We start from the raw sequence: 15,818 nt of genomic DNA, 5'->3' as shown, positions 1-15,818 counted from the left end.
CATTTATGGTTTATAACGCATTTTATCCGTTCGAACGGACTAGTCACAGGCGTCGGAACGGTCCCGTTCGGAGAGCGATCGAGACGGTTGTCGGTGGGGTCCCCGGCGACGATCCGCTCCGCTTTTCCGCCGACTTCCGTGCCGTGAGTTCACACGGACGGGAGTGAGGCAACGCCTGCCATCGCCGAAGGCTTATACCCGATCCCCCGACTCGTTTCGGGTATGCAGACGGGCACGACTCCCGCTCGGCGCACCGCGACGGAGCCAGCAAGCGACCGCTCCGCCCCGCCGACAGGACCGTGCCGAATCGCGACCACAGCGGCGACGGCGACCGCCGGAACGCCACTCGCCGCGCCGCCGACCGCCCCCGACGCGGAGGTGGCGGCGTGAGCGACGCCCGCGACGGCGTCCCCGAGGAGGCGGCGGACGACGAGGACGCCACGCCGGACGGCGGCCGCGCCTCGGCGACGCCGTCGACGCACACGGTGCGGCTCGAACTCGCCGACGAGCCGGGGCAGCTGCTCGCCGCGCTCCACCCGATCGCCGACAACGGCGGGAACCTCCTCTCGATCTACCACGAGCGCGGGAACAAGACGCCCCGCGGTCGGATCCCGGTCGAGGTCGACTTCGAGGCGACCCCGGAGCGGTTCGAGGGGATCGTCGAGGCGCTCCGGACCGAGGGCGTGAACGTGATGCAGGCGGGAACTGAGCGGTACGCCGAGGAGGTGACCATCCTGCTCTTCGGCCACCTCATCGACACGGACCTCTCGGACACCCTCTCGCGGATCGAGGCCTGCGAGTCGGCCTCCGTCGCCGACGTGTCGCTGGCGGCGCCGCAGGGGACCGAGGAGGCGTCGAGCGCGCGGCTCCGCCTGGAGGCCCGCGCCGGGGAGACGGAGGCCGCGGTCGCGGCGGTCCGGGAGCTGGCCGACGAGAAGGACCTGCGTCTCGTGGAGCCGCTCACGGGGGTGGAGGCGTGAGACTCACCGTCGTCGGCGCGGGCGCGGTCGGGCGCTCGGTCGTCGACCTCGCGGGCGAGTACGGCCACGAGGTCGTCGCGGTCGCGGACTCCTCGTCGGCAGTCGTCGCGGACGGGACGGACGGCCGGAACGTCGGCGTCGACCCCGACGCGGTGGTGGCCCGCAAGGCCGACCGAGGGATCGTCGGCGACGACGACCCCGCGGACGCGCTCGCGGCCGACTACGACGCGCTGGTGGAGGCGACGCCGACGACGCTGGGCGACGCCGAGCCCGGCTTCTCGCACGTCCGGACCGCGCTGGAGCGCGACCGCCACGCCGTCTTGGCGAACAAGGGCCCGGTCGCGGAGCGGTTCGGGGACCTGCGCGCGCTCGTGAACGACAGCGAGGGCGATATCCGGTTCGAGGCGACGGTGGGGGGCGCGATCCCCGCGGTCTCGACCGTCGAGGACATCGAGCCGGGCCACGTCACGGCGGTCCGGGGCGTGCTCAACGGGACGGCGAACTTCATCCTCACCCGGATGGCCGCCGAGGGTCTCGACTACGACCACGTGCTCGCGGAGGCGCAGGACCTCGGCGTCGCCGAGGCCGATCCCTCGTTCGACGTGGACGGGACCGACGCGGCGCTGAAGTGCGTCATTCTCGCGAACGTGCTATCCTTCGGCGCGGTCGACGACCCGGCCGACGCCCGGGAGTTCACGCTCGACGACGCCGACGTCGAGGGGATCCGCGACGTGCCCGGCTCGGCGCTCCGACTCGCGGCCGAAGACGGCCGGACCGTCCGGCTCATCGGGGAGGCGACGGGCGAGACGGTCCGGGTCGCGCCGCGGCTCGTCCCCGAAAACGGGACGCTCGCGGTCTCCGGGACCCAGAACATCGTCCAGATCGAGACCAGCCACGCCGGCCGGCTCAACATCTCCGGGCGGGGCGCCGGCGGCCCGGAGACCGCCAGCGCGGTGCTCGGCGACGTCGGGCGGTTGGAGTAGGCGGTCCCGGTCCCGACTCGCGTCGCGGGCCTCCGAGACGCGGGCCCCTGCCGTGGGACGCGCTGCCGTGCCCCGCGTTGTCGAGAATCGCTCGACGGCGTCGCGATCGTCTGTAGGCCGTATCGAAACCGTTTTAGTGGAATCTACCGAAACTTACTCACAGAGCGCCTTAGCGCGTGATTACCCCATGAGTGACAAACCGCACCAGAATCTGGCCATCATCGGCCACGTCGACCACGGCAAGAGTACGCTCGTGGGTCGCCTCCTCTTCGAGACGGGGAGCGTCCCCGAGCACGTAATCGAGCAGCACCGCGAGGAAGCCGAAGAGAAGGGCAAGGGCGGCTTCGAGTTCGCCTACGTGATGGACAACCTCGCCGAGGAGCGCGAGCGCGGCGTCACCATCGACATCGCCCACCAGGAGTTCGACACGGACAACTACTACTTCACCATCGTCGACTGCCCGGGCCACCGTGACTTCGTGAAGAACATGATCACGGGCGCCTCGCAGGCCGACAACGCGGTGCTCGTCGTCGCGGCCGACGACGGCGTCGCGCCCCAGACCCGAGAGCACGTGTTCCTGGCCCGCACGCTGGGCATCAACGAGCTCATCATCGGCGTCAACAAGATGGACCTGGTCGACTACCAGGAGTCCACGTACAAGGAGGTCATCGGCGAGGTCGAGGACCTGCTCAACCAGGTCCGCTTCGCGACCGACGACACGACGTTCGTGCCGATCTCGGCGTTCGAGGGCGACAACATCGCCGAGGAGTCCGAGAACACGCCGTGGTACGACGGCGACACCCTGCTGGAGTCGCTGAACGACCTGCCGGAGTCCGAGCCGCCGACGGACGCGCCGCTCCGACTCCCCATCCAGGACGTCTACACCATCTCCGGCATCGGGACCGTCCCCGTGGGACGCGTCGAGACCGGGATTCTCAACACCGGCGACAACGTCTCCTTCCAGCCGTCCGACGTGGGCGGCGAAGTGAAGACGGTCGAGATGCACCACGAGGAAGTCCCCAAGGCCGAGCCCGGTGACAACGTCGGATTCAACGTCCGCGGCATCGGCAAGGACGACATCCGCCGCGGCGACGTCTGTGGCCCCGCGGACGACCCGCCGAGCGTCGCCGAGACGTTCCAGGCGCAGGTCGTCGTCATGCAGCACCCCAGCGTCATCACGGCCGGGTACACGCCCGTCTTCCACGCCCACACGGCGCAGGTCGCCTGTACGATCGAGTCCATCGATCAGAAGATCGACCCGTCCTCGGGCGAGGTCGCCGAGGAGAACCCGGACTTCATCAAGTCCGGCGACGCCGCGGTCGTCACCGTGCGCCCGCAAAAGCCGCTCAGCATCGAGCCGTCCGGCGAGATCCCGGAACTCGGCAGCTTCGCCATCCGCGACATGGGTCAGACCATCGCGGCCGGCAAGGTGCTCGAAGTCAACGAGCGATAATCGATGCAGCAGGCACGCGTCCGCCTCGCCGGCACGAGCCCCGAGGACCTCGACGACATCTGCGACGACGTCCGCGAGATCGCGGACTCGACGGGGGTCGCCCTGTCGGGCCCGATCCCGCTGCCGACGAAGACGCTCGAGATCCCGTCGCGCAAGTCCCCGGACGGTGAGGGGACGGCGACGTGGGAGCACTGGGAGATGCGCGTCCACAAGCGTCTGATCGACATCGACGCCGACGAACGCGCGCTCCGTCAGCTCATGCGCGTCCAAGTGCCGAACGACGTCAGCATCGAGATCGTTCTCGAAGACTGAGCGCTAGGGCGTTTCTCTTTCACCCCTTTCGTTTTTCGACGCGCCCAGCGGAGGCGCCGTCTATCGGTTCTCCCGGTACCCCTCACCGCACGTCGAGCAGCCGCGCGCGCCCGGCGACGAGCCCGCAGAACGCGCCGGTCGCGTGAGCGATCAGCGCGACGCCCGGCGCCGCGGCCGTCGCGGTGAGGGCGACGGCCGCGAGTCCGAACAGGAGGATCTGCGTCCGCGAGGAGAGCCGCAGCCGGTCGAACAGCGTCGCGCTCACGACGTTTCCCGTCAGTAGGTAGCCGCCGAGCGCGAAGACGGCGCCGCTCAACCCCAACACGGCCGCCGAGGGGGCGAACAGTCGTCCCAGGATCACCTGCACGATCCCGGCGAGCGCGCCGGTCCCGACCACGAACGCGTGGAATCGGAGCCGGGTGGTCCGGCGCTCGACGAGCGGACCGACGAGCAGCAGCGCGAGTCCGTTCGCCAGCAGGTGGCCGATCGACCCGTGCGCGTACACGCTGGTGACGACGGTCCACGGCGCGACGGCCAGGGGCGTCGACAGCGCGAAGATCCCTGCGAGGCCCGCGACGCCCAACGCGAGCTGTGCGAGTCCGACGAGGAGGGCGACCGCGAGCGTTTCGAGCGTGGCGCGCATCGAACTGACGTTCGTCCCGAAGCGAATTAAAGGGGAACGTCCGGGTCAGACCGGCCTCCGGGCCGTGAGAGCGCCGCGCCGACCCGTCTCTGCGAACCGCCAGCGTTATACTCTTTAGGCCAACCTAAACGAATGGATGACTCCACGCGTCGCCGTCGCTCGGCTCCGTGAGCGGCTCCCTCGGGGATCGTTTACGATCGCGGGAACGGTCCTCGTGCTCGCAGTCGGGGGCGCGGTGTTGACGCGTACTCTCGACGCCGACGCCGTCGTCGGAGCGGTGTCGGCGGCGGATCCGGCGCTCCTCGGTGCGGCCCTCCTCGCCTACCTCCTCTCGTGGCCGGTCCGCGGGCGTCGGTACGCCGACGTGCTCGCGGCGATGGGTCGACGCTGCCGGGTCGGGTTCCTCACGGCGGCGGTGTTCGCGAGCCAGACCGCGAACCTCGCGATCCCGGCGCGGGCCGGCGACGGGGTCCGGGCGTACCTGCTCAAGGACCGTCGGGACGTTCCGTACCCGACCGGCGTCGCGTCGCTGGCGGTCGAGCGCGCGTTCGACCTCGTGGCCGTCGGCGTCCTCGGCGGCGTCGCGCTCGCGCTCCTGCTCCCGACCGGTCGGTCGCCCGGGTCGGGCGAGTCGGTCGGCGCCGTCGCGCCCTCGACCGCGCTCGCGGTCGCCGCCGGCATCGCCGCCGTCGCCGCGGTCCTCTCTGCCGCGACCGTCGCCGTCGCCCGGAGCGACCGCCGGTTCGGTCCCGCGATCCGCGCTCGAACTGCGGAGTCGCGCCTCTCGGGGGTCGTCGACGCCGCGGTCCGGTTCGGCTCGTCGGTTCGGGTCGTCGCCGCGGACCCCCGACGCCTCGGCGCGGTGTTCCTCTGGAGCCTCCTCGTCTGGGCGCTCGACGTCCTCACGGCCGTCCTCGTGCTCGCCGCGCTCACGGGCGGGGTCGGGGGAGTCGTGCCGACGCCGACGCTGCTCGTCGTCGGGACGCTCGCGGTCAGCGTCGGCAACCTCGCGAAGGTCCTCCCGCTCTCGCAGGGCGGGATCGGACTGTACGAGGCGGCGTTCACCGGCCTCGTCGTGAGCGCGACGGGGCTTCCGGTGGAGACGGCGCTCGCGGCGGCGATCCTCGACCACGCGCTGAAGAACGCCGTCACGCTCGCCGGCGGCGGGGCCGCGGCGCTCGCGCTCGGCCTCTCGCCGACGGCCGGTCCGGCGGGAGACGGGGAGCCGACCGCTTCGGTACAGACCGACGGGGGAAGTGTCGCCGACGATTCGCGGTGAACGCCGTGGCGCGTCGGAATCCGGACCGCCAAGTTTTTAGGCTGCCCTAAAAATTGGGAAGTATGGAAGCAGGCAATCCGTCGACCGCGAGCGGGGACATCTGCGTGATCGTCCCCACGATCCGAGAGTACGAGTGTCTGCGCGAGTACGTCGCGAACGCCCGCGACCACGGGTTCGACGTCTCCCGGCTCCACTTCGTCTTGGTCACCGAGGACTTCTGTGACGTCGAGGAGATGCGCGCCATGCTCGACGACCTCGACGTCTCGGGAGAGGTGTTCGACGGCACCCGCCGCGAGGAGTGGTACGAGGCCAACGGCGTCGCGGAGTACGGGCACGTCGTTCCGGCCGCGAGCCACGCCGAGACGAGCTTCGGGCTCCTCTACATGTGGGCCGACGACGCCTTCGAGTACGGGATCTTCATCGACGACGACACGCTCCCGCACGACGACGAGGACTACTTCGGCCGTCACATGGAGAACCTCGCGTTCGGGGGCGAGATCGAGCGCGTTCGCTCGGACGAGAGCTGGGTCAACGTCCTCTACCAGAACGCCGACGAGCACGGGCTCTACCCGCGCGGGTACCCGTACTCGGCGATGGACGAGACGGTCGAGACCGACGCGGTCGACGTCGAGCCCGGCGAGGTCGTCGCCTCGCAGGGCCTGTGGACGAACGTGCCCGACCTCGACGCGGTCCGGATCCTGATGGACGGCGACCTGGAGGGGCAGGCGCAGACGCGGACGACCGCCGACGACTTCGGGGACGACTTCGTCGCCGCGCGCGGCAACTACCTCACGGTCTGCTCGATGAACCTCGCGTTCCGCCGCGAGGTGATCCCGGCGTTCTACCAGCTCCCGATGGACGACAACGAGTGGGACGTCGGCCGCTTCGACGACATCTGGTCGGGCCTGTTCCTCAAGCGGGCCTGCGACGTGCTCGGCAAGCGGATCTACAACGGCGGCCCGCTGTGCGAGCACAACAAGGCGGCCCGCTCGACGTTCGACGACCTCGCGAACGAGGTGGCGGGCTTAGAGCTGAACGAACACGTCTGGGAGGTCGTCGACGAGGCGGGGGACGACGCCGACGCCTTCGCGGCAGTGTTCGACGAGATGGCCGACGCGCTCGCGGACGGGGAGTTCTCTGAGTGGAACAACGGCGCGTTCCTCAACCACTGCGGCGAGTACATGCGCGACTGGCTCGACTGCCTCGACGCGATCCGTCGGACGCCGGCGGTCGCGGACGACTGAACCGACACGACTAAAACCATTTAGGCAAGCCTAAAACACATGACGAACCACGAATCCAACGAACGAAACGGACGCGACGTTCGACGTCGACGCTTCCTCGCGGCGGCCGGGGGCGTCGGCGTCGTCGGTCTCGCCGGGTGTATGGGCGACGACAGTGAAGACGGCGGCGACGGCGGCGACGGCGGCGACGGCGGAGCCGGGGACGGCGGATCGTCCGTCGGACAGATCGGTTCCGGACGCGAGGGCCGCGACGCTCCCGGCGGCACTTCGATGGCCGAGATGCCCGACTTGGAGGGCGAGCTCACGGTCTACTCCGGCCGCGGCGAGTTCCTCGTCGGCGAGCTCGTCGGGTACATCGAGGACCAGTACGACGACTTCGACCTGACGGTCCGGTACGGCGGCGCCACCGACCTCGTGAACCAGATCGCCAACGAGGGCGACGGGTCGCCGGCCGACGTGTTCTACTCCGTCAACGCGGGCGCGCTGGGGGCCTTGGCGGACGCGGGGCGCACGCAGGCGATCCCCGAGGACGTGGCCGAGCTGGTCCGCGAGGAGTTCCGGACGGAGCAGTGGATCGGCACGTCGGGCCGCGCGCGCACCGTCCCGTACAACACCGAGGCGTTCTCCGCCGACGAGGTCCCCGACGACGTCATGTCGTACCCGGAGGAGTTCGACGGCGACCTCGGCTGGGCGCCCTCCTACGGGTCCTGTCAGGCGTTCGTCACGGCGATGCGGCTCATCGAGGGCGAGGAGGCCACCCGCGAGTGGCTCGAGGCCGTCGTCGAGTCGGGTATCACCCCGTACAACGACGAGTTCGCCGCCTGTCAGGGGATCGCCGACGGGGAGATCGACGCGGCGTTCACGAACCACTACTACATCCAGCGCGTCCTCGACGGTAACCCCGACGCGTCGATCGCCACCGCGTTCACCAGCGGCGACGCCGGCGCGGTGTTCAACGTCGCCGGCGCCGCGGTCGTGGACACGTCGAGCGACTCGACGCTCGCCGGGAACTTCGTCCGCCACCTGCTGTCGGCCGAGGCGCAGGACTACTTCGCCCGGTCGACGTTCGAGTACCCGCTCATCCCCGACGTCGAGCCGGTCGGCGACCTGCCGACGATCGACGAGCTCGACGTCCCCGACATCGACCTGACCGGGCTGTCCGACCTCGAAGCGACCATCGACCTCATGCGCGAGGCCGGCGTCGAGGTGTAGGTCCCCTCCGTACCGATCCCCGTGTCATCCCGTTCGGACTCCCGCGGCTTCCGTCCTCTCCGTCCCCTCGCGCGCCGACTCGCGAGCCGCGGCCGCGCCCGGATCGCCCGCGCGGACCGCTTCACGCTCGCGGCCGTCCTCGTCGCCGTCGCGACCGGCGTCCTCACCTTCGTCATCGCCGCGACCGTCTTCGCGCGCCACTCCGTCAACCACGACGAGGGCGTGTACCTCATGCAGGCCGCGATGCTCCTCTCCGGCCAGCTGGAGATCCACGCCGGCGAACTGACCGACGCCGTCCACCCGTGGTTCTTCGTCGAGGACGGCGACCGGCTCTACCCGAAGTACAACCCCGTCCCCGCCGCGATGTACGCGGTCTCGATGTGGCTGTTCGGGGAGCCGCGGCTGACGCTCGCGGTCGTCGCCGCCGGCAACGCGGCGCTCGTGTACCTCCTTGGATCGACCGTGTTCGACCGCCGGGTCGGCCTCGCGGCCGCCGTCCTGTTCGCGGCGTCGCCGCTGGCGCTCGTCACCTCCTCCGTGTTCCTGCCGTACGCGCCGACGACGTTTCTCAACCTCTGTTTCGCGGTCGCGTACCTCCGGGGCGTCCGCGATCGGTCGATCGCGCTCGCCGGGATCGCGGGCGTCGCGATCGGGCTCGCCTTCTTCGCCCGGCCGTTCACCGCGGTGCTGTTCGCGGCGCCGTTCATCCTGCACGCGCTCGGTCGCGTCACCGTCGCGGTCCGGGAGGCGGGAGTTCCGCCGGTTCCCCTTCCCGGTCCGATCCGTCGCCACGGTCTCACGGCGCTTTTGGGCGTCCTGTTCGTCGGCGTCACCCTCGCGTACAACCTGCGGATGACCGGGTCGCCCCTGACCTTCCCGTACGAGGCGTTCGCGCCCATGGACGGGCCCGGATTCGGCGATCGGCGGATCCTCGGACACACCGAGGAGTACACGCCCGAACTGGCGCTCCGGTCGAACGGGTACGCGCTGTGGTACCTCGCCACGCGCTGGTTCGTCGCCGGCCAGTTCGGCACCCTGCTCGCGCTCGCGGGAGGCGGGCTGGCCGCGCGGCGGTGGCTGCTCGGGCGGCGCGCGTTCGGCGGTGTCGGCGCGGACGGCGCAGACGGCGCGGGCGGCGCGGACGGCCGCCGGTTCGAGCGCACCGCGGGGCTCCTCCTCGTCGGTGTCGTCGGTTCCGTCGTCGTCGGGAACCTCTTCTTCTGGGGGACGAACAACCTCCTCGCGACGCTCTCGGACCCCACCGACGGGCTCGTCGCCGGGTTCGGGCCGTTCTACCACTTCGATCTCCTCGTCCCGCTGTCGATATTCGGTGGCGTCGCCGTCGTCGCCGGCGGCCGGGGGCTCTCTCGCGCTCGCGCGCGGCTCGCCTCGCGGTTCGCGCCGCGGCCCGCGCGCGCCGCGGTCTTCGCGGTCGCAGTCCTCGCGCTGCTCGGCGGAGCGCTCGGCGCCGCCGCCGCGGTCGAGGCGCCGCTCGACCGACACGCGGCGCACGCCGACAAGTACGAGACGGCCTACGAGCCGATCGAGGCGGCCGAGTTCGACGACGACCTCGCGTTCGTCCCGACGCCGTACGGCGAGTGGCTCCACCACCCGTTCCAGTCGCTCCGGAACGACCCCGGGCTCGACGGCGAGGTTGTGTACGCGCTCGACCGCGACCCGGTCGAGGACTTCGCGGTGATCGACGCGTACCCCGACCGCGAGCTCCACCGGTACGCGTATCAGGGGGAGTGGACGCCGGACCCGAACCTCCACGTCGCCCCGAAGCTCGAATCCCTCGACGTTCGGGAGGGGCCGCGGATCGAGGCGACGACGACCGTCGGCGTCCCCGAGCGCGTCGAGAGCGCGCGGATTCGGGTCGAGACCGCGCGCGGTGGCGGCGAGGAGATCGAGGGCGACGACTTCGCGCGCCACGTCGTGGACGACCCCGAGGGCTCGCTCTCGGTCGACTGGTCGATCGGTCCCGAGGGGGCGCGGCTGGCCGGCGCGCCGAACGCGACCGTCCCGATCGACCCCGAGGGCGACGAGGTCATCGTGACGGTGACGCTCGTCGACCCCACGGGAGCGACGTTCACGTATCGGCAGGAGGCGACGGCTCGGGTCGCGGGTGGTGGCGTCGAGGTCGTCTGGCCCCCGGAGCGCTCGGTGTGCCGGCTGGTCACCGAGTGCGGCACCGAGGGGACGTACCTCCCCGAGAACCCGGACGCCCACGCGGAGTGGGTGGTCTTCGAGACGGACGCTGACGGTGTCGAAGCTGACGGATAGCGCCGATCTTCTGGCGACTATTTATAAATGGCTGACAGCGGATCGACGGTGGGAACCTTCAAAGCCCCAGCCGCTCGGTAGTACGTGATCGGTGACTTTGCGGTGAAGGCCTCCAAAGCCCCAGTCGCGAGGACTCGCGCGACTCGCTGCGCTCCTCACTCAGTCGCTACCGCTCCCTCGTTGCGGTGCTTACGTCGTCGGACTTCGTCCTCGCGACTGCCCCTTTGAGTCCCACCCTCTATAGCACCGCACAGCACCTCACACCTCCCCAGCCTCGTCGCTGGCGGCTGTCGCCGCCAGCGACTCCCTCGCGCGTGCACCTCGCGCCCTGCGGGCGCTCGGCGGCACGCGCCACCGCCTCGTTTATTTATAAATATTCGACGCCGTCAGTCCGTGTTGGCTTAAAAAAGACTTTCCGTCCTCTGAGGCCCGCTCAGCCCTCAGAACCGTCGCAGTCGCTCTTCGAGACAGACGGTCACGATCGACTTCGCGATGGCGGCGCCGCCCTCGATCGGGTCGAGCTTCGTCTCGCCCAGCCGCTCGGCGTACTCGATCGGCTCCTCGCGCACGTCGTAGCCGCGCATCAGGGGGCGGATCAGGAGCTCGGCGGAGAGCCCGGTGTTCTCTGTCCAGCCGATGTCCTGCACGACCTCGCGACGGTACGCCCGCATTCCGGTCGTGGTGTCGTGCACGCGCTCGCCCATCAGGAGGGACGCGAGCGCCGCGAACGCCTGGTTCCCGAGCCGGTTGAACGCCGGCATCGCGTCCGCGCCGTGGTAGAGCCGGTCGCCGCTGACCACGTCGGCGCCGTCGTTGATCGCGTCGAGGAAGTCGGGCAGCCGGTCCATCGGGTAGGTGTCGTCGCAGTCGGTCGTGACGACGACCGGGCGGTCGGGCGTCAGGACGGCCTCCCGGACGGCGACTCCGTATCCCTGCGGCTCCTGCTCGATCACGGTCGCGCCATGTTCGCGGGCGATCTCGGGGGTCCGGTCCGAGGAACCGTCGACGCAGACGACCTCGGCGCGCCCGTCCGTGACGCGCTCGATGTCGTCGAGGACGGTCCCGATCGCCTCCTCCTCGTTGTACGTCCCCATGACGACGCTCAGGTCGTCGAAGGTGTATGCGTCGTCGGTCCTCGTCGCGGCGTCGCCGTCAGTTCCCGTAGTCGCGTCGACGTCGACGGAGTCGGCCCCGTCGGTCGCCTCGTCGTCGGGCGTCGTGATCGAACTCATTACTCCGAGGTGCCGCCCCACGCACTTGAATTTTTAGGTTTACCTAAAGCGTTTGTTAGAGGCGCTCACGGACGTCGTCGGCGACGCGCAGCGCGAGCGCGGCGATCGTCAGGGTGGGGTTCATCGCGCCGCCCGTGGGGAAGACGCTGCTGGAGGCGATCCAGCAGTTGTCGAGGTCGTGAGTCCGGCAGTCGGCGTCGACGACGCCGGCGTCGGGGTCCGCGCTCATCCGGGTCGTCCCCATGTGGTGGTAGGCGGGGCCGGTCGCGTCGGGGCCCGCGACCCACTCGATCTCGGCGCCGAGCTCCTCGAGGACCGCCCGCTGGATCTCGTTGGCGCGCTCGATCGTCCGGAGCGCGCGGTCGCCGACGTTCCAGTGGACCTCCGGGACCGGGTTGCCGCGGTCGTCGGTGCGGTCGGGATCGAGCCCGATGTAGCTGTCCGACCGGGGCAGCTGTTCGACCAGTCCGCCCATCGCGACGTGGGTCCCGTAGCCGTCGCGGAGCCGTTCCAAGAGGTCGTCGCCCCAGTCGTCGCCGGTGAGCGCCTCCTCGACCGGCGAGGGGCCGGCGTAGTTGAGGAACTCCAGCTTGAACGGACCGACCTCCTCGTCGGCCTCGTCGTAGAACTGGTCGCACGCGCTGGTGTAGAAGCCGACGTGGTTCTGCCGGGTGGGCTCGTCGAGGGTGCCGCCGACGCCCGCGAACAGGTGGTCCATGAAGAACTTCCCGACCGCCCCGCTGGAGTTGGCGAGCCCGTCGGGGTACGCCTCCGATTCGGAGAGCAGCAGGAGCCGCGGCGTCTCCACCCCGCCGCAGGCGACGACGAAGGCGTCGGCGGTCTGCCGGCGCTCCTCGCCGTCCGGGGTCGCGTACACCGCCGCGGTGACGCGGTCAGCGTCGTGTTCGAGCCGCTGTACGGGGGCGCGGTCGATGACGGTCGCGCCCTTCTCCTCCGCGCGCTCGACGTGGACCGTCGCGTCGTACTTCGCGCCGGCCGGACAGACGGGCTGGCAGGTGCCGTAGCCGACGCAGGGGGAGCGACCGTCGTACGGCTCGGAGTTGCGCGCGTTCGGCACCGAGTGCATGTCGAGCCCGAGCTCCTCGCAGGCCTCGGCGAACAGCGAGTCGCTGTGGGAGGGCTCGAACGCGGGCATCGGGTGCGGCTCCTCTCGCGGCGGCGCGTAGGGGTTGTCCGACGCGCCGGCGACGCCTAGCTCGCGTTCCGCCTCGGCGTAGTACGGCCGGAGGTCGGCGTAGTCGATCGGCCAGTCCGGGCCGACGCCGCGCTCGGTCCCCGAGGCGAAGTCGTCCTCGTGGAGCCGCATCACCATCCCCTGCCAGTGGAGCGTCGACCCGCCGATCCCCTTGACGCGGGCGTGGTTCAGCGGGTAGAACCACTCGCCGGAGTTGGCGTGGGCGTCGCGATCGCCCCCCACGTCCCACACGTCGGGCCGGTCGCGGCTCGGGCGGATCGCCCGCTCCTGTCGCGCGAGCCGGTCCTCGGGATCGAACCGGGGACCGGCGTCGAGGACGACCACCTCGCGGTCGGCGGCCAGCCGGTCCGCGACCAAGGCGCCCGCCGGCCCCGCGCCGACCACGCAGACGTCCGCGTTCTCGACCGCCGAGCGGTCGACGTCGCGGACTGCAGCTCGCTCCGTCTCCCCCCCTCGGGCGTCCCCCGCGCTCATCGCGGTCCCCGCCGGTAGCTCTCGGTCCCGCCGGGGTGACCCTGCGGGTTCTCTAGGCCCACCAGCTCGCCGCCGGTCGGCGAGGCGTACAGCGCCAGGAGCAGCTCGTTGACCACGTAGTACCGCACCCGTTCGGCGAGGGTCCCGTCGGGGTTCTCGTCGGCGGTGTCGGCGCCGACCTCGCGGAGGAGCCGGTCCCGGTCGCTCTCGGGGAGTTCGGCGACCGGCGCCCCGTGCCACGACCGGGCCGCGCCGTCGAGCTCGCCGACCGCCGCGCGCACGCCCGACGCGTGGGCCGACCCGTCGAGGCGTCCGTCGAGGAATTCGTCGACGAATCCCTCTACGCCCTCGACTTCCTCCGGGTAGACCACGGTCGCGACCGCGATCATCGCCGCGCGAACCGTGTCGTCGTCGGAGAGCGCGCCGCCAGCTTCCGTACCGGGATCTGCCCCATCGCGATCGGCCTCCCCGCTCTCCGCTCCGGGACCGTCCGCCTCTCTCCGGGCGGCGAGCGCGATCCCGCCGGTCGCTCCGACGGCGGCCAGCGCGGCCGTCGCGTCGCGCCGCGTCAGTTCCATACGTGATTTAGGCTTCCCTAAACTATTATATCCGTCGGACCCGATCGACGACCGGATCGCAACTGCTAACGGTCGGTGCGGTCTTCTATCGGTAACTCGTCCCTTCCGGACCATGAACTGGACACGTCGGATCCGCGACATCCTGACAGACGGCGACGATCGGCTACCGGTGGGGCTGACCCTGCTCTCGGCCGCCATCGCCGGCACGCTGGTGTTCCCGCTCGCGTGGCTGGTGATCGAGGCGGTCACCGTCGAGCGGTCGCGGGCGGCGGAGCTGCTGTTCAGCGCCCGGACCGCCGAGGTCCTGGTGAACAGCCTGCTGCTGATGGCGGGCGTCACCGCGTTTTCGATCCTGCTCGGCGTCCCGCTGGCGTACCTGACGGCCCGAACCGACCTCCCGTTCCGCCGGTTCTGGTCGATCGCGGTCGCGCTCCCGCTCGTCGTCCCGAGCTACGTCGGCGCGTTCTCCTTCGTCTCCGCGTTCGGCCCCCGCGGCGAGTTCCACGACCTGCTCTCCCCGCTCGGGATCGAGCGGCTTCCCGAGATCTACGGGCTCCCGGGGACGATTCTCGTCATCACCCTCTACACGTACCCGTACGTCTACCTGACCACGCGCGCCGCGCTCCTCTCGCTCGACACGACGCTGATCGAGGCGGCGCGGACGCTGAACCACGGGCGGGTCGAGGCGTTCCGCCGCGTGACGCTCCCCGTGATCCGCCCGGCGATCGCCGCCGGGTCGCTGCTCGCGGCGCTGTACGCGGTGTCCGACTTCGGAACGCCGACGATCATGCGGTTGCCCGTGTTCACGCGCCAGATCTACGTGGAGTACAACTCCTTCGGCCGGGACTACGCCGCCCTCCTCTCGCTGCAGCTGCTCGCCGTGGTGCTCGTCGTGCTCGCACTGGAGTGGTTCGTCCGGTCCGACCGCACCGCCCACGGCGACGACGCGGGCAACACCGACCGGCTCGTCGGGCTGGGGCGGTGGCGCTGGCCGGCGACCCTCCTTCCCGCGTCGGTGTCCGCGGTCGCGCTCCTCGTCCCCCTCTGGATCCTGCTCCTGTGGCTCGTTCGCACCGACGCCGGCCGGCGCCCCTCGATGGCGTTCGAGTGGGTACAGGCGCTCAACTCGGTGTCGGTCGCCGCGGCGGCCGCGGTCGTCGCCGCGCTGGCGGCGCTCCCGGTCGCGTACTTCGCCGCGAACCACGACTCCCCCCTGTCGACGCTGTTCGAGCGGGCGACGTACGTCGGGTTCGCGGTCCCGGGGATCGTGCTGGCGCTCGCGTTGGTCTACTTCGGATCGAGCTACCTCCCGTGGCTCTACCAGACGCTCCCCCTGCTGGTGTTCGCGTACGTCATCCGGTTCCTGCCGCAGGTCGTCGGGTCGACGCGGACCTCGATCCTGGGCGTCGACCCCCGGCTGGTGGAGGCGAGCCGGGCGCTCGGCGAGTCGTCGATGGGGTCGTTCCGGCGCGTAACCTTCCCCCTGGTGCGGTCCGGGATCGTCGCCGGCGCCGCCCTCGTGTTCCTCACGACGATGAAGGAGCTCCCGGTCACGCTCATCCTCCGCCCCTCCAACTTCGAGACGATCGTCACGCAGATCTGGCGCGCACAGGAGTCCGGGCTCTACCAGTACGCGGTCGTCCCCACCCTCCTCCTCCTGCTCATCTCCGGGCTCTCGATGGTCGTCATGCTCGGACAGGAGGGCGGCGAGGACGGGTTGTGAAGCGGTAGCGGTTCCGGTATTACGGGTGGCTCAATTTCCGGTCAGTCAGGCGTGTGATTACCGATCCTCGGCGCGGTGGCGCGCGCCTCCGAGCGCCCTGATAAGGGTGCGAGGAGCGCGTGCGAGGGAGTCGCTGGCGGCGACAGCCGCCAGCGACAGGGCGAGAGCGAAGCTCTCGCTAGCAACCGGACGTAGTCCGGTGACGA

At 70.6% G+C, this 15,818-nt stretch carries 14 protein-coding genes; 10 read left to right on the top strand and 4 right to left on the bottom strand.

What is annotated here, in order from left to right:
• Window positions 1-222 precede the first annotated feature (222 nt).
• From EDM04_RS18430 to rpsJ, 5 genes are all read left to right on the top strand, one after another.
• Window positions 223-390: a hypothetical protein gene (locus tag EDM04_RS18430; RefSeq protein WP_164471081.1), complete on the top strand. Its 168-nt coding sequence runs from the start codon at window positions 223-225 to the stop codon at window positions 388-390.
• Complete coding sequence (locus EDM04_RS04285; protein ID WP_123619920.1) at window positions 387-980, top strand: amino acid-binding protein; 594 nt, start codon at window positions 387-389, stop codon at window positions 978-980. The genes EDM04_RS18430 and EDM04_RS04285 overlap by 4 nt, the downstream gene beginning before the upstream one ends.
• Window positions 977-1,963, top strand: a complete 987-nt coding sequence (locus EDM04_RS04280; RefSeq protein WP_123619919.1) for a homoserine dehydrogenase — start codon at window positions 977-979, stop codon at window positions 1,961-1,963. Before EDM04_RS04285 ends, EDM04_RS04280 begins: the two co-directional genes overlap by 4 nt.
• A gap of 187 nt (window positions 1,964-2,150) precedes the next feature.
• On the top strand, window positions 2,151-3,416 hold the full coding sequence (gene tuf, locus EDM04_RS04275; RefSeq protein WP_123619918.1) for a translation elongation factor EF-1 subunit alpha: 1,266 nt from the start codon (window positions 2,151-2,153) through the stop codon (window positions 3,414-3,416).
• A 3-nt stretch (window positions 3,417-3,419) separates the two neighbouring features.
• Window positions 3,420-3,728: a 30S ribosomal protein S10 gene (gene rpsJ / locus EDM04_RS04270; RefSeq protein ID WP_004048854.1), complete on the top strand. Its 309-nt coding sequence runs from the start codon at window positions 3,420-3,422 to the stop codon at window positions 3,726-3,728.
• Between the two features lie 82 nt (window positions 3,729-3,810).
• Here the strand turns inward: rpsJ and EDM04_RS04265 are convergent, their stop codons facing one another.
• Window positions 3,811-4,371: a rhomboid family intramembrane serine protease gene (locus EDM04_RS04265; RefSeq protein WP_123619917.1), complete on the bottom strand. Its 561-nt coding sequence runs from the start codon at window positions 4,369-4,371 to the stop codon at window positions 3,811-3,813.
• Window positions 4,372-4,507: 136 nt separating this feature from the next.
• Between EDM04_RS04265 and EDM04_RS04260 the strand changes: the two genes are divergently transcribed.
• From EDM04_RS04260 to EDM04_RS04245, 4 genes are all read left to right on the top strand, one after another.
• Complete coding sequence (locus EDM04_RS04260) at window positions 4,508-5,650, top strand: lysylphosphatidylglycerol synthase transmembrane domain-containing protein (RefSeq protein WP_123619916.1); 1,143 nt, start codon at window positions 4,508-4,510, stop codon at window positions 5,648-5,650.
• Window positions 5,651-5,712: 62 nt separating this feature from the next.
• Entirely contained in the window at window positions 5,713-6,894 is a 1,182-nt protein-coding gene (locus EDM04_RS04255; protein ID WP_123619915.1) for an alpha-1 4-glucan-protein synthase, read from the top strand.
• 39 nt (window positions 6,895-6,933) lie between these two features.
• On the top strand, window positions 6,934-8,106 hold the full coding sequence (locus EDM04_RS04250; protein WP_123619914.1) for an extracellular solute-binding protein: 1,173 nt from the start codon (window positions 6,934-6,936) through the stop codon (window positions 8,104-8,106).
• Window positions 8,107-8,127: 21 nt separating this feature from the next.
• Window positions 8,128-10,389 carry a glycosyltransferase family 39 protein gene (locus tag EDM04_RS04245; protein WP_123619913.1) on the top strand — a complete coding sequence of 754 codons (2,262 nt, stop codon included), beginning with the start codon at window positions 8,128-8,130 and terminating at the stop codon, window positions 10,387-10,389.
• A gap of 440 nt (window positions 10,390-10,829) precedes the next feature.
• Here the strand turns inward: EDM04_RS04245 and EDM04_RS04240 are convergent, their stop codons facing one another.
• The 3 genes from EDM04_RS04240 to EDM04_RS04230 all read right to left on the bottom strand — a co-directional run bounded on the left by EDM04_RS04240 (window position 10,830) and on the right by EDM04_RS04230 (window position 13,889).
• Window positions 10,830-11,483: a dolichyl-phosphate hexose transferase gene (locus EDM04_RS04240; RefSeq protein WP_241154856.1), complete on the bottom strand. Its 654-nt coding sequence runs from the start codon at window positions 11,481-11,483 to the stop codon at window positions 10,830-10,832.
• 193 nt (window positions 11,484-11,676) lie between these two features.
• Entirely contained in the window at window positions 11,677-13,311 is a 1,635-nt protein-coding gene (locus tag EDM04_RS04235) for a GMC family oxidoreductase (RefSeq protein WP_123619911.1), read from the bottom strand.
• Window positions 13,308-13,889 (bottom strand): gluconate 2-dehydrogenase subunit 3 family protein, encoded by a 582-nt coding sequence (locus EDM04_RS04230; protein ID WP_123619910.1) that lies wholly within the window; start codon window positions 13,887-13,889, stop codon window positions 13,308-13,310. Before EDM04_RS04230 ends, EDM04_RS04235 begins: the two co-directional genes overlap by 4 nt.
• Window positions 13,890-14,001: 112 nt before the next feature.
• Between EDM04_RS04230 and EDM04_RS04225 the strand changes: the two genes are divergently transcribed.
• Entirely contained in the window at window positions 14,002-15,612 is a 1,611-nt protein-coding gene (locus tag EDM04_RS04225; protein WP_123619909.1) for an iron ABC transporter permease, read from the top strand.
• The last annotated feature ends 206 nt before the right edge of the window (window positions 15,613-15,818 follow it).

This window comes from Halorubrum sp. CSM-61 (genome assembly GCF_003781945.1).
In the GTDB taxonomy this organism is placed as follows: domain Archaea; phylum Halobacteriota; class Halobacteria; order Halobacteriales; family Haloferacaceae; genus Halorubrum.
This window is presented reverse-complemented; position numbering and strand designations above follow the sequence as displayed.

What these genes read in the sequence shown, in the direction of transcription:
- EDM04_RS18430 (WP_164471081.1), top strand. Translation starts at nt 223, where the DNA reads ATGCAGACGGGCACGACTCCCGCTCGGCGCACCGCGACGGAGCCAGCA.
- tuf (WP_123619918.1), top strand. Translation starts at nt 2,151, where the DNA reads ATGAGTGACAAACCGCACCAGAATCTGGCCATCATCGGCCACGTCGAC.
- rpsJ (WP_004048854.1), top strand. Translation starts at nt 3,420, where the DNA reads ATGCAGCAGGCACGCGTCCGCCTCGCCGGCACGAGCCCCGAGGACCTC.
- EDM04_RS04265 (WP_123619917.1), bottom strand. Translation starts at nt 4,371, where the DNA reads ATGCGCGCCACGCTCGAAACGCTCGCGGTCGCCCTCCTCGTCGGACTC.
- EDM04_RS04260 (WP_123619916.1), top strand. Translation starts at nt 4,508, where the DNA reads ATGACTCCACGCGTCGCCGTCGCTCGGCTCCGTGAGCGGCTCCCTCGG.
- EDM04_RS04255 (WP_123619915.1), top strand. Translation starts at nt 5,713, where the DNA reads ATGGAAGCAGGCAATCCGTCGACCGCGAGCGGGGACATCTGCGTGATC.
- EDM04_RS04250 (WP_123619914.1), top strand. Translation starts at nt 6,934, where the DNA reads ATGACGAACCACGAATCCAACGAACGAAACGGACGCGACGTTCGACGT.
- EDM04_RS04240 (WP_241154856.1), bottom strand. Translation starts at nt 11,483, where the DNA reads ATGGGGACGTACAACGAGGAGGAGGCGATCGGGACCGTCCTCGACGAC.
- EDM04_RS04235 (WP_123619911.1), bottom strand. Translation starts at nt 13,311, where the DNA reads ATGAGCGCGGGGGACGCCCGAGGGGGGGAGACGGAGCGAGCTGCAGTC.
- EDM04_RS04230 (WP_123619910.1), bottom strand. Translation starts at nt 13,889, where the DNA reads ATGGAACTGACGCGGCGCGACGCGACGGCCGCGCTGGCCGCCGTCGGA.
- EDM04_RS04225 (WP_123619909.1), top strand. Translation starts at nt 14,002, where the DNA reads ATGAACTGGACACGTCGGATCCGCGACATCCTGACAGACGGCGACGAT.